Raw genomic sequence first — 12,848 nt, 5'->3', positions numbered from 1 at the left:
ATAAGCGACGGGATTCTAATAGGAGCATTAAACTATTGTAGTTCCTCCTCTGTAATATAAAATTGAACAGCATAATTTTCCATAATAACCGATGCTATATCACTTTTTGAAAAAACTTTGTCTTTAATACTAAAGATATTAGAACATTCATCTTCTAATTCTTTTTTTAATATATCTAAATTTCCTTATCCAAAAGGTATGTTTCAATATAATTATCCCTATAACATATGTTTAGCCCGATTACTTCCTCCATTATTATGTGTTCCCCCTTATGTAATTGCTCCTACGGCAATATGATATATGGACTCTCATTTTTTTGCTAAAGCACCCGTTAGTTTAAGTACATTTGTTCACAAACTCTCATATATTATTTAAATTATTTCTTTAAATTCATTTTACACTAACTACTTAATTAAGTAAGTCCTTTTACAACGAAACACCCCTTTAGATAAAAATCCAAAGGGGTGATGCTTCGCAACTTTTTTATAAACGTCGCGACTGTATTTAATATCCACAATTCTTTCTTCGATTCTTTACATACATTGCGAACACTTCATTTATTAGAGAGTTTCCAACATTAATGTCTAGTTACTAACATTAATGTCTAGTTACCAACAATAATGTTTGCGAACACAACACTACACCCACACTAAAATCGCCTTACTCAACAGTTACCGATTTTGCCAAATTCCTTGGCTTATCTACGTCACGATCAAGCTGTAATGCAGCGTAGTACGCCAATAATTGTAATGGTATGACACTTACTAGTGGTGTGAGAACTTCATGCACATGTGGGAGTACAAATGCATCTGTATCTTGTTCTAATCCTTTCATGCTAATTACCATAGCATTCGCACCACGAGATACCACTTCCTGTACATTACTGCGGATTGCATAGTTTACATTTTCTTGTGTTGCAAGTGCAATAATCGGTGTTCCTTCTTCAATTAAAGCAATTGTACCATGCTTCAATTCTCCTCCAGCGAAACCTTCTGCTTGGATGTAAGAAACCTCTTTTAATTTCAATGCACCTTCAACACAAACATTGTAGTCCGCGCTTCTGCCGATGAAGAAAGCATTTCGTGCTATTGCTAAATAATCTCTAGCTAATTCTTCCATTACTTCCTTTTGATCCGTTAATACTTCAATTGCATTTGCAACAATAGCTAGCTCTTGAATCAAGTCAAATGCTAATTCCAAGCCTTTTTCTTTCGCAGTATCCACTGCTAGAATTGCCAATACCGCAATTTGTGCAGTATATGCCTTCGTTGAGGCAACGGCAATTTCTGGCCCTGCATATAAATGCAATGTGAAATCTGCTTCACGAGAAAGGGTGGATCCAGGCACGTTCGTAATTGTTAATGCCGGATGTCCCATTTCTTTAATTTTTACTAAAACCGCACGACTATCAGCTGTTTCCCCACTTTGTGAAAGGAAGATAAATAACGGCTTCTCTGATAGCAGTGGCATATTATATGAAAACTCACTTGCAACATGAACTTCAACAGGAATGTTTGCTAATTTCTCAAGAAGCTCTTTTCCAACTAATCCTGCATGATAACTTGTGCCAGCAGCAATAATATAAATCCGATCCGCTGCTTGCATTGCTTTACGAATGTCTGCATTAAGCTTCATTTGATTATTTTCGTCTTGATATTCTTTGATAATATTACGCATCACAAAGGGTTGTTCATCAATTTCCTTTAACATATAGTGTGCATACGTACCTTTTTCGATGTCACTTGCATCAATTTTTGCTGTATAAGGTTTACGGTCAACAACGGTTCCGTTCAATGTTTGCACTTCAACAAAGCTGCGGTTTACAAGAACGATTTCCTGATCGTAAATTTCCAGATATTGGTCAGTTTCTTTTAATGTTGCCATTGCATCACTCGCTACAACATTAAATCCTTCACCTAAGCCTACTAATAACGGGCTCTTATTCTTTGATACATATAATGTGTCATGATCTTCTGCATCAATCATTGCAATCGCATAGGATCCTTTAAGTAGACCCATTGCTTGGCGGAACGCTTCTGCAGTATCTTGGTATTTATTATAAAGTTTCTCAATTAGTTGTACGATTACTTCTGTATCTGTTTCACTAACGAAAGCAACATCGCTCAAATTTTCCTTCTTCAAATCTTGGTAGTTTTCGATAACACCATTATGAACAAGTGTGAAACGACCAGACGTTGCTTGATGTGGATGTGCATTCATAACACTTGGTACACCATGGGTTGCCCAGCGTGTATGACCAATCCCCATCGTTGCCTGAATCGATTCATCGACACTTTCACGAAGCGTTGCAATTCGACCTTTTACCTTCGTTAGCTTCACTCCATCTTCATTTAGCGTTGCAATTCCAGCTGAGTCATAGCCGCGATATTCTAATTTTTCAAGTCCATTTAATAAAATTCCCTTTGAATCCTTATTTCCAATATAACCTACAATTCCGCACATAGTTTTGTCCTCCTATAAGAGGGGCAGATTAGAAAACTAAGTTGTCACCATGCTTTTAGGTGACAGCTTTAGTTGCACTTATGCATTTTAAGAAAGCTCTTAAACTTTCTTAACTGCCAAAACGAACCTATATTGAAATATACTATCTTACTTCATACGGGGCGTCGTCTTGCTGCCCCTTTCTCGTGTTTGTTTTTTTGACATCTTGTTTCATCCCTTTGTGCAATAAGTCGCCTTATTGTTTTAGAATAAAACCAATCAACTGAGATGTGCAGTCGGGAGGCATCCGCCGAATCGTTCGATAACCCCCACCTCGTCAACTATTTTCACTTCCGGTCAGAAAATAGTCCTGGCGCTTTATAGTTTACTCTCTTTGATGCTCCTTTCTATCTTTGAATGAAAGTACTTGTCACTATTTCCCATTATATGGGAGTCAGAACAAGCACTCTTTATTTTACACGAAAAAAGATGATTTGGTCAATATTTTTCGTGTACCCTATATCCTATGAATTAATTTAGCAGTTGCGCATGACATCACCATCACCACTTACTGACTATCAATATATTTTTGTTCCTCTTCCAAACTTAAAATTCCGGTAGCCTTCCCAACTGTACCATTTTGAATACTCCAGATTGCATTATGCTCCTTATCAATCTTTGAAAAATCACCTTCTTCCCACCGCTGTAAAATATTGCGATAAGTAGATTCATTTCCAACGTTAACGACGTCTAATCCCTCCAACAGCCATTTTATTCGCTCTGGGTGAATTTCGTAAAAGCCCCATTTCTTCTCAGCTCGTACCTTTTGATGTGACATGCCATGAATATAATCATTATATAATGCCGCATTTAATTCATTTAAATCCAAATCCTGCCCAAACGGATTTAGGCCTTCTTCTTTATATCGCTGTAATTGCTCCTCGGTGATCTTCCCTTGCACTCCTGAACTTATTTTTCCTCCAGGCATTTCAGCTTCCTTAGCTTCACCATTATACATATCAGATATGAGCAAGTACGCAAGGATTCCTATAGTAAGTGTCGCAATTAAAGCGCTAACAATCAAAAAGTTCCTTCTCATGTAGTTTCCCCCTAGACTTACCATACCTATATTAATTATAATTTTCAAGTTATATTAATATTTACAAAATTTATATCCTATGTAACACTAGTTATATATTTATTAAATAGAATGAGGTGTCGCAATGAAGATATTTGCTTCAACGGATCATGTTGAACTCGCAAGGCTAAACGTAGCAGTACAGAACCGGCATGTACAGCTGTATCCAGAATATTTTACGACTTATCGCTTTGAAGGCATCGCAGAGGAATTTAAGGATTTCGTTTCCTATGAAGATTTTTATTTCTTCATTATAGAGGACGATGGAGAAAATAAAGGATTCATATTTTTTGAGATCCAGAATCGACCGAAGACACCATTTAAGAAGGCTTATAAATGTTTATATGTGCACCAAATAAGTATTTTGGAAGATTCACAAGGGAGAGGCTATGGCTATAAATTAATGAAGCGAATTGAGGATTTTGCGATAGAAGAGAATGCTGCATGTATCGAACTCGATTATTGGATTAGAAATACACAGGCAAAGGATTTTTATAAGAAGTTGGGGTTTAAAGGGGAACGCGAGTTTGTGAGAAAAAATATACTTTAAATTAATGTCAAACAAACGCTTGTTTGAATTGCTTAGGACTTATATTTTGGCTGTGTGTCATATGATATTTAATCAAAAATGCATTCCTCATCGATTAGGACGTGGATTCTTTATAAATAATAGATAAGTGCCGCAATACCTAAGGAAGCAATACCAATCAAGCCAGCGTAAGATGCTATCTTGGTCCTAAACGATCGATGTTCTTCTGTTTCAGAATGGAAATTTGCTCTTTGCTGTTGGCCATCAGTCATTACACCAAGGAAAATTGCAGAAATAAGAATACCTATCCCACCAATGATTAGAAAGAATTTTAACATCCTTGTCACCTCTGTTTAAGCTCATTTTCAATTCTCTTTTCTTAAAATAAAAAATCGGTCTTTACTAAATTTCATTAAGGTACAATTGTTTGTATCGATTAATTGGAGAGAATCTTCGTTAACATTCATATTTCATTTTTAGAAACTCACAGTTGCTGCCATTTGTTTCTTGGTAAAAAGTTACAACGCCTTTAAAGCGTATCCTTCTATATATATATCTTTATTGCTCTTTGATTAAAAGTTGCTACCGATAATGCTATTTTTTTAGGTTCATATTCTGATTTAACAAGATTCATGCAGTTAAATCCAGTCTCATTCCTAAACCAATATCGAAGGCTTCATTAGTTACTGCTTTCTCAATCCCAAGGAAAGCTATCAGTTCCTCATTTTTTGTAACAGCAAACACGGAATCTCCTCCTGTTTCTGGATTTATAAATATAAATATAAATTCATCTAAATCTTCTTTTTCAGCTTCCATATTATAAAATGAATACTCCCCATCATAGTGCCTGTTAAATTTGCATGGACAGATAAAATAATTTAGTCTGCTTATAAAAAGTGCCCCTTTAGATTAAACTTCCAAAGAGGCAATGCTTCACGCATTTAATCCAAACAGCTCATCCTCTTGATAAACTTCGTGACTTTATTCCAACTTACCTCTGATGCTTCTCCATAAATTCAAGCATCAGTGTATATACTTTAATCTCATTCTCTTTCTTAGAGAACCCATGCCCTTCGTCTTCCATCACGAAGTATTCTACATCTCGGCCTTTTTCTTTAAGCTTTGCGACAATTTGATCAGATTCTGCCTTCACAACTCGTGGATCCTTTGCACCTTGAATAACAAGCATCGGCTTTGTCATACTATCCAAATAAGTAATTGGCGAATCCTTAATAAATCTCTCTTTATCTCGCTCAGGATCTCCAATCCATCGATCCATAATCGGCTTCCAATGCGGTGGAACTGAATCTACAAAAGTGAAAAGATCTGATGGTCCAAAAATATCAATAACTGCTTTAAAATATTCTGGATGACGTCCATGCAGCAGTAATGCCATATAGCCACCGTAGCTGCCGCCAACTAAAAATAATTTATCTTTAGATGTAATATTATTTTCAAATAACCACTCAATCCCAGCAACATTATCTAATCTTGGGCCCTCTCCCCAGTCCTGCTCCACTAGTTTTACAAACGATGATCCATAGCCAGTACTTCCTCTGAAGTTAGGTGCAAAAATAGTGTAGCCACGGTTAAGAAAACATTGAAACATGGAACGGAAGTTTTTTCTTTCGGCTGCCTGTGGACCGCCATGTGGCCAAAGAATGGTATAGCCATTATCGTTCTCTGGCTTAGCTCTGAATAATAATGCTTCAATCTCCATCCCATCAAATGATGAATAAGAAACAACATCAGGCTCAACCATGTCTTCCGTAGATAAGCCAAGCACCCGATTATCTGTTAGCTGCTTCCATTCCTTGCCGTCTTGGGAATGGTAAATATTCGAAGGAATTGTTGCACTTCTACCCAGCACATAGAGATTTCCTGACTTTGTAATTGAAAGCTTATCGATCAAATCAACAGGAGTAAGTAACGCTTCGACTTCTTCCTTCTCTAAAGAGTACCGATACAATCCATCGGTTACTCCATTTTCTGTAACTAGATAGAACGCATTATATTGTTTATCCCATTTCAGTGACTGTACACTTTCATTTTCAATCGTAACTATTTTAGTAAATGCTTTCGTAGCTAAATCGAATTTTGCCACATAGCTATATTCACTTTCATAGTCTGTGATGAAGTAGATTGTAAAATCATCCGTGAAAACGGGATCGAATACGACATGAACAACATCTTGGTTCGGTGTAAGATTATATGTTTCCGCTCCAACCTTAACCACACCAGTCACATATGTATTTGCAAAAGAACGCAGATACACAAATGCCTTTTCATTAGCAGAAACTGCTGCTAATTCCGTTGGTGAAACCTCTCCCATATTTAATAAAGTATCCGAGTTGTCCTCCAAATTCCGGACATGTGTATTTAGATAGGATGGATTTTCTTTTGATGTAACATAATAAATACGTTTCCCATCCTCACTTAAGTGGGAGAAATAATATTTCTCATCTGCTTCACCCGTTATTAATGGCTGTGGTAAGCCACCTTCCATTGGAATTGCGTAAATTTGATGGTTCTCATCACCATCTTTATCATACCCAGCTAAAACATATCGATTTTCCGGATCGAATTTAATAAAACTTGTTTGCTCATCATGATGTGCGAATAAGTACGGAAAATTATTTTCATCTAAATCGATTGCCCATAAATTCATCTTCCCATTTAAGTTTGAGCTAAATATTAGCCGCTTCTCATCGTGACTTACAGAAAAGTCAGATATAACATACGTACGAAAGAACTGCTCTACAGTTGGTTTTGGAAATTCTATCATCAACTTTCTCCCCCCTCATCATTCTAACAGTCTACTGCATTCTTATAAAATCTGAATATTATTTATTATTCAATTTTTAGTATAGCATATTAGCTTTAAACGGATCTGAATATTATCTGAAATTTTTGTTGAAATGAGAAAAATTAATTGAAGAAAAGGGCTGCATAATATACATGAAGATTAGATTTTTAGAATTTGTGAGGAATGGAAGTTTTAAATAGATGTGAGGTCGTTAAGTAATTAAAACAAACGTTTGTTTAACTTCAAAATCAGCATATAGGGGAACTTTTACGTTCTACTTTCCGCCTTATGCTGATTCCAAAATTAATTTAAATATACATCCGATTCACACGTTGGTAGTATAATGATACTCTAATGGCAAATATACCATTTTGAATAATGATAAGCAGTTGTAATATAATCATTGTCCAAAAGTTTATCTCTAAACTACTTTCATTCATTAATTGACCAATATTCATCACAAGCAGGCTCATGAACATAATTATCATTGGCAAACATATAGCCAAATGTGTAGCCAGTACACGCTTCGCATGTTTTTTCATTTGCTCACTGTCACTGTATAATTCTGGTCGTTCTTCCCGTTCTTCATATTGTTTCGACCAGATGGACCATTTAGAAAGTGCCATTTTATTAGAATATTGTAGTTGCCATCCGGATTCTTTATGCGCCTCAAAATAATCCCTGGTTACGTTGTTTTGGTAATCTGCGCAATATCGCACCTTTCTAGGCTCTCCTTTAGTAAAATAAAATTTGAATCCCCATTTATTTACTCGTTCCAGATTAAATCCCTGCATTTCCAACGACTCCAGCCAATTTTCAAGCTTATCAGGAGCATATATCCAACCGAGCTTATATTTTACTGTATCTAGCTTTACTGTTGTTCTATCTTTTATAGGGTAATAGTCTTCTTCAAGACGCCGATTCACTTTCGATAGCTTTAAAATGGAGTTAATAGGCAACCCCAGAATAATTAGCCAATAAAGAAACGTCAGCACCCACATGGGGCTCTTTACAATCGTTATAGTTGCATCCCCATCTAACATTATTAATAACGTGATTGATAATGGAAATAAGGATAGCAGAATCAAAGTCATTAATATTATTTTATAAACCTGCAATAATTGACCATTACGCATAAAGATTCCCTCACGAATTGGATGGGTCATTATTTCCTCATCTGGTCGATTATTAGCGATAACATACCAGTTTCTATCGTTGAATACAACTTCCCATCCTTCATTAACTAACACAGAAGGGAGTGAATAGAAACCTTTGTCAATTTCAATTCGATATGTAATTGCTTGCGGTCTTCTTTCCACAAAATAAAATTGACGAGTAATTAAATTAACTTTTACGAAATGGTACCCCTGTAATGCCATGTAATGAAGCCATTCCTCTGTCTTCTCTACATCATAGCTCCAAAATGGCTGAAAGATTCTTTTCATCATAAAAACTCCCCCTCGTATTTCAGCGCATTTTCATGAAGTTCTTTGAGTCTCTCTATTTCTGCTTGCATTAGTTGTTTGCCGATATCTGTAACCTCGTAAATCTTTTTTCGTTTTTCATCTGCATAAACGGATATTATCCCATCCCGCTGCATCTTAGTCAGTGTTCCATAAATTGTACCTGAACCAAGCCGAATACGGTCATTCGTAATTTGCTCTACATGCTTGATAATTCCATAACCATGCCTTGGCTCTGTTAGTGATAGAAGGATATAATATGCAGTTTCCGTCATTGGTATATATGATTTTATTAATTTATTTATAATGACTTTTCTCACCCTTATTTAAACACTTATTATGTCGCACCTCGACTATATCACATCGTGACATATTAGTCTAGAATGTTTTTATATTTAATTTTGGGTGCTAATTGACGATTCTCATTACTTCCATGGTAAATTTGGAAGTAATGAGAATCGTTGCATTCATCAGCCAGAAAATAGAATAAGCGCGAGGCATTCCGAGATTACGAAACCGCTCGACCAACTATCCGTTTGTCGAATATCGGCGTGAACGAGTGATATTTCGGCGTGTTTTCGCAATATATCGGCGTATACGTATGAAATATCGGCGTGTTTGTAAATATATCGGTATTTCCGCTAATCCGCCGGCTTCCGCGCTCCCATCCGCCACCCGATCTCGCCCGCACACTCACTCCAGATCCCGCGCTCCAAACAAAAAGGCCACTCCCATAAATGGAATGGCCTTCGCTCTGTCTTCAATTCTTATAATTCCTATTTAAAGCCTAATAAATCTTCGGTAACCTTTACGATTCGATCTACATATTTATCGCATTGTTCTTTCGTTGGAGCTTCCACCATTACACGCACGAGTGGCTCGGTTCCTGAAGGACGAACAAGCACGCGGCCAAGATCGCCTAATTCACTTTCAACTGCTGCAATTTCTTCTAGAATAACAGTATTTGTTAATGCTTCGTTTTTATCTGTTACTCTAACATTTTTTAGAACTTGTGGGAAGATTGTCATCTCACCAGCTAATTCTGATAGAGGTTTACCAGTTTCCTTCATAACATTCACAAGTTGGATTGCAGAAAGCATTCCATCACCTGTAGTAATATGGTCTAAGAAAATAATATGTCCAGATTGTTCTCCACCAAGATTGTATCCGCCTTTACGCATTTCTTCCATTACGTAACGGTCACCTACAGCCGTCTTGTCACTGCGCATGCCATTTTCTTCAATTGCTTTATAGAAGCCAATATTACTCATTACAGTTGATACGACAGTGTTCTCATTCAGTAGACCTTTTTCATTCATGTATTTTGCACAAATAAACATGATTTGGTCACCATCAACAATGCCGCCTTTTTCGTCAACAGCAATCAAACGATCACCATCTCCATCAAATGCAAGTCCAATGTCTGCACCCTTTTCCAAGACATATGCTTGTAATGACTCAGGGTGAGTCGATCCAACACCATCATTAATATTAAGTCCGTTTGGAGATGAACCGATGGAGTAAATATCCGCCTCTAAGTCAGCAAATAAATGCGTTGCTAGGCTTGACGTTGCACCATGTGCACAGTCTACTGCGATTTGCATTCCTTCGAAGTCATTGTCGATTGTGTCCTTAAGGAAGGAAAGGTATTTTTGCCCACCTTCGAAATAGTCATTAATTATACCGATGTCTGCACCAGTTGGACGCGGTAAATTATCTTCGCCATCCATAATGCGCTCGATTTCTTCTTCTTCCTCGTCCGTTAATTTAAATCCGTCTGGACCAAAGAACTTAATTCCGTTATCTTCTACGGGATTATGTGAAGCAGAAATCATAACGCCCGCTTGTGCACTCAATGCTTTCGTTAAGTAAGCAACACCTGGTGTGGAGATTACTCCTAGACGCATCACTTCAGCACCGATGGAAAGTAGACCAGACACAAGTGCCCCTTCCAGCATATGCCCTGAAATTCGTGTATCGCGACCAATGATTACTTTTGGCTTCTCCGTTTGTTTTGTCAGTACATAGCCACCAACACGTCCTAGTTTATATGCTAATTCTGGCGTAAGTCCCTCGTTCGCTACTCCTCTAACACCATCAGTTCCAAAATATTTTCCCATGTTTTAGCTCTCCTTTACTTCCTCTTTCAAACAATGATTCATTTTATCTTGTTTGAAACAATCTATTAGTTAATTACGACTCGAACTTCTTCAAATTCCGGTGTTACCGTTAAATCTTCAGATTCTGGACCTTCGATTATAATTGGTACTTCATGCTGTCCTTCGTCTAAATCATTGACATTAATATTGACCTGAAAATCTTCATTCGTAATTCCCTTTACTGTTGCCTCATTTCCTACAAGCGCAAGATCGATTGTATCCGTCCCTGACTGAGCGAAGCGGATAACTTGTCCTTCTTGTAATCCTTCGATATTAATCGGGATACTCTCGAGCTTTTTTGTCTGCTCTAGTTCTATCTCAACTTCAATTGTCGCAGTTCCTTTAACCTTCACACCCTCCGGCAGTGCCAGCTCTACGTCAACAGTGCCAGATTCCGTTAGTTTCGATAAATCAATCGCTTCTGTAGAGATGCTCGTAATCGACTCTAATAAATCACTCTTACCAAAAATCTCTATCTCATCAATTGTCGCAGTAGCAGATTCCAACGAATAACCTGCAGACAATTCACCTGTAGTCACTACTTCGATTGGTACCTCTTTACTTGGATTGATAATTTCTGCGGAAACTTGTACTGTTTCTGGGACGATTCTTACATTAACCTCGTTCCCCTGACCATCGTATACATTCACTGGAACTTCCCGGTTCTTAATAGGGCCCTCTATTCCAGCAACATTAACATATGCTCTGACAACACCAATTTGATCAATAACTGCTCTCGAGCTTGTCAGCGTTACTTCAGCTGGTTCGATACTATATTCGCCAAGCTCATAGCCCTCTGGCAATTTATTTTGATTAATAAAATCAACGGAAACTTGAAACTGTTCACTCGCTCTTTCCTCAATCTCAACCTCGATTGTTTTCGGTTCGATATAGGCTTCTAACTCACTTGTAATGTTATATTCAAGTTCAACGATATGTGTTCCTTCTCCTAATCCTTCCAGATCAACATACACATCGAAATTACGTCGATACGTTGTTGGTGTCAAAATAGCTGGTGGTCCAGAGAGCGTAACCGTAACATAATCCGGAACCCCGCTTACAACATAATTCTCATCATTGATTTTTATATCGACAGGAACATCTTCGAGTGTTTGAAGATTGTTTGGATTATTAGGAATGCTAGAGTCGTTCGCTGACGAATTCAACGTGATATCTACAAAAAAGTATAATATCACCGCAAAGGCTAATGAGATAGCTCTGACAAACCACTTGCTCTTAAACCAATTATCCATTCTTGCTCCCCCTCCATTTCCATGTTCTGCGTTTGGGGTTCTTCTCGAATAAAATAAGGTGGGCAATTAGCATTTGACGAAGTCTTTCCTCATCTATATCTCGGTGTAATTCACCATTCTTTGTACAAGAAATAGCTCCGGTTTCCTCAGACACGACAATTGTTAGTGCATCTGTAACCTCACTAATCCCCATCGCTGCTCGGTGTCTTGTTCCTAACTCCTTTGAAATAAATGGACTTTCTGATAATGGGAGATAACAAGCCGCAGCAAGAATTCTTTGGCCTTTTATGATAACAGCACCGTCATGTAGTGGTGTATTCGGTGTAAATATATTCGTTAATAGTTGATGTGTTAAATTGCCTTCTAGTTCAATCCCCGTTTCAGCGTATTCACCGATTCCGGTTTCCCCTTCGATTGAAATCAATGCGCCGATGCGTCGTTTTGCCATATATTTACATGACTCAATAATCGCTTCAATTTTCTTTGTAATAATTTCTTCTTCAGACCTCGTCGTTCTTGAAAACAGATTCCCTCTCCCCAGTTGTTCAAGGGCCCTTCTTAACTCCGGCTGGAAAAGTATAATAATCGCTAGAAATCCCCAAAGAATAATTTGGTTGGATAAATATCGGATTGTTTGCAAATCCAGAAAAATACTTATTCCCCAGACCGCTAATACTACTGCAATTCCTTTTAATAACTGAATTGCCTTTGTACCTTTTATTAGCATTATTAATTTATATAAAACATACCAGACAAGAGCAATATCTATGCATATTCTAAGTACTTCAAAAAAGTTGAATCCCCCATCGAGCATGTTCACACATCCCTTTTGCACCTGAAATGAATTGTCACTATTTGATAAATAGTCTAGAAATAATTATATCACAATTGCAAGCCCTATATATATATTGGACAAGCGTTTTTTATAATTTTCACCAAAAGGCAAGATTCAATCAGTTTATAGGTTTTCCATTTTATCCCAATGACAAGCAGCCGCACCCTCACCGCAAATTTTTTACAGGGATTACCTGCCAGTAAAACTTTAATTCATTCAAAAA

The 12,848-nt window shown here is 37.3% G+C and carries 10 protein-coding genes and 1 pseudogene; 1 reads left to right on the top strand and 10 read right to left on the bottom strand.

Annotated elements, in window-relative coordinates; all coding sequences use genetic code 11:
- Positions 1–660: 660 nt before the first annotated feature.
- Entirely contained in the window at positions 661–2,463 is a 1,803-nt protein-coding gene (glmS, locus tag CWR45_RS19285) for a glutamine--fructose-6-phosphate transaminase (isomerizing) (RefSeq protein WP_115751454.1), read from the bottom strand.
- A gap of 547 nt (positions 2,464–3,010) precedes the next feature.
- Entirely contained in the window at positions 3,011–3,541 is a 531-nt protein-coding gene (locus CWR45_RS19280) for a DUF6241 domain-containing protein (protein WP_115751453.1), read from the bottom strand.
- Between the two features lie 124 nt (positions 3,542–3,665).
- Between CWR45_RS19280 and CWR45_RS19275 the strand changes: the two genes are divergently transcribed.
- The gene (locus tag CWR45_RS19275; protein WP_115751452.1) at positions 3,666–4,130 is read left to right on the top strand and encodes a GNAT family N-acetyltransferase; all 465 of its coding nucleotides are present in this window, start codon (positions 3,666–3,668) and stop codon (positions 4,128–4,130) included.
- Between the two features lie 110 nt (positions 4,131–4,240).
- On the opposite strand, the gene CWR45_RS19270 is transcribed toward CWR45_RS19275, so the two are convergent.
- The 8 genes and pseudogenes from CWR45_RS19270 to cdaA all read right to left on the bottom strand — a co-directional run bounded on the left by CWR45_RS19270 (position 4,241) and on the right by cdaA (position 12,604).
- Positions 4,241–4,447 (bottom strand): DUF5316 family protein, encoded by a 207-nt coding sequence (locus tag CWR45_RS19270; RefSeq protein WP_115751451.1) that lies wholly within the window; start codon positions 4,445–4,447, stop codon positions 4,241–4,243.
- A 118-nt stretch (positions 4,448–4,565) separates the two neighbouring features.
- Positions 4,566–5,000, bottom strand: a pseudogene (locus CWR45_RS19265) (GNAT family N-acetyltransferase).
- Positions 5,001–5,100: 100 nt separating this feature from the next.
- Positions 5,101–6,894 (bottom strand): S9 family peptidase, encoded by a 1,794-nt coding sequence (locus CWR45_RS19260; RefSeq protein ID WP_115751450.1) that lies wholly within the window; start codon positions 6,892–6,894, stop codon positions 5,101–5,103.
- A 329-nt stretch (positions 6,895–7,223) separates the two neighbouring features.
- Entirely contained in the window at positions 7,224–8,363 is a 1,140-nt protein-coding gene (locus CWR45_RS19255; protein WP_115751449.1) for a DUF2812 domain-containing protein, read from the bottom strand.
- Positions 8,360–8,653 carry a PadR family transcriptional regulator gene (locus tag CWR45_RS19250; RefSeq protein WP_115751481.1) on the bottom strand — a complete coding sequence of 98 codons (294 nt, stop codon included), beginning with the start codon at positions 8,651–8,653 and terminating at the stop codon, positions 8,360–8,362. Before CWR45_RS19250 ends, CWR45_RS19255 begins: the two co-directional genes overlap by 4 nt.
- A 501-nt stretch (positions 8,654–9,154) precedes the next feature.
- A complete protein-coding gene (gene glmM, locus CWR45_RS19245; protein WP_115751448.1) occupies positions 9,155–10,498 on the bottom strand; it encodes a phosphoglucosamine mutase in 1,344 nt (447 codons plus the stop codon).
- 65 nt (positions 10,499–10,563) lie between these two features.
- Positions 10,564–11,790 carry a CdaR family protein gene (locus CWR45_RS19240; RefSeq protein ID WP_115751447.1) on the bottom strand — a complete coding sequence of 409 codons (1,227 nt, stop codon included), beginning with the start codon at positions 11,788–11,790 and terminating at the stop codon, positions 10,564–10,566.
- Complete coding sequence (gene cdaA / locus CWR45_RS19235; protein ID WP_115751446.1) at positions 11,783–12,604, bottom strand: diadenylate cyclase CdaA; 822 nt, start codon at positions 12,602–12,604, stop codon at positions 11,783–11,785. Before cdaA ends, CWR45_RS19240 begins: the two co-directional genes overlap by 8 nt.
- Positions 12,605–12,848 lie beyond the last annotated feature (244 nt).

The organism is Oceanobacillus chungangensis (genome assembly GCF_003369565.1).
Classification (GTDB): domain Bacteria; phylum Bacillota; class Bacilli; order Bacillales; family Amphibacillaceae; genus Oceanobacillus; species Oceanobacillus chungangensis.
This window is presented reverse-complemented; position numbering and strand designations above follow the sequence as displayed.

Coding starts and splice junctions, on each gene's coding strand:
- CWR45_RS19260 (WP_115751450.1), bottom strand. CDS start 6,894: ATGATAGAATTTCCAAAACCAACTGTAGAGCAGTTCTTTCGTACGTAT.
- CWR45_RS19280 (WP_115751453.1), bottom strand. CDS start 3,541: ATGAGAAGGAACTTTTTGATTGTTAGCGCTTTAATTGCGACACTTACT.
- glmM (WP_115751448.1), bottom strand. CDS start 10,498: ATGGGAAAATATTTTGGAACTGATGGTGTTAGAGGAGTAGCGAACGAG.
- CWR45_RS19250 (WP_115751481.1), bottom strand. CDS start 8,653: ATGACGGAAACTGCATATTATATCCTTCTATCACTAACAGAGCCAAGG.
- CWR45_RS19255 (WP_115751449.1), bottom strand. CDS start 8,363: ATGATGAAAAGAATCTTTCAGCCATTTTGGAGCTATGATGTAGAGAAG.
- CWR45_RS19240 (WP_115751447.1), bottom strand. CDS start 11,790: ATGGATAATTGGTTTAAGAGCAAGTGGTTTGTCAGAGCTATCTCATTA.
- glmS (WP_115751454.1), bottom strand. CDS start 2,463: ATGTGCGGAATTGTAGGTTATATTGGAAATAAGGATTCAAAGGGAATT.
- CWR45_RS19275 (WP_115751452.1), top strand. CDS start 3,666: ATGAAGATATTTGCTTCAACGGATCATGTTGAACTCGCAAGGCTAAAC.
- cdaA (WP_115751446.1), bottom strand. CDS start 12,604: ATGCTCGATGGGGGATTCAACTTTTTTGAAGTACTTAGAATATGCATA.
- CWR45_RS19270 (WP_115751451.1), bottom strand. CDS start 4,447: ATGTTAAAATTCTTTCTAATCATTGGTGGGATAGGTATTCTTATTTCT.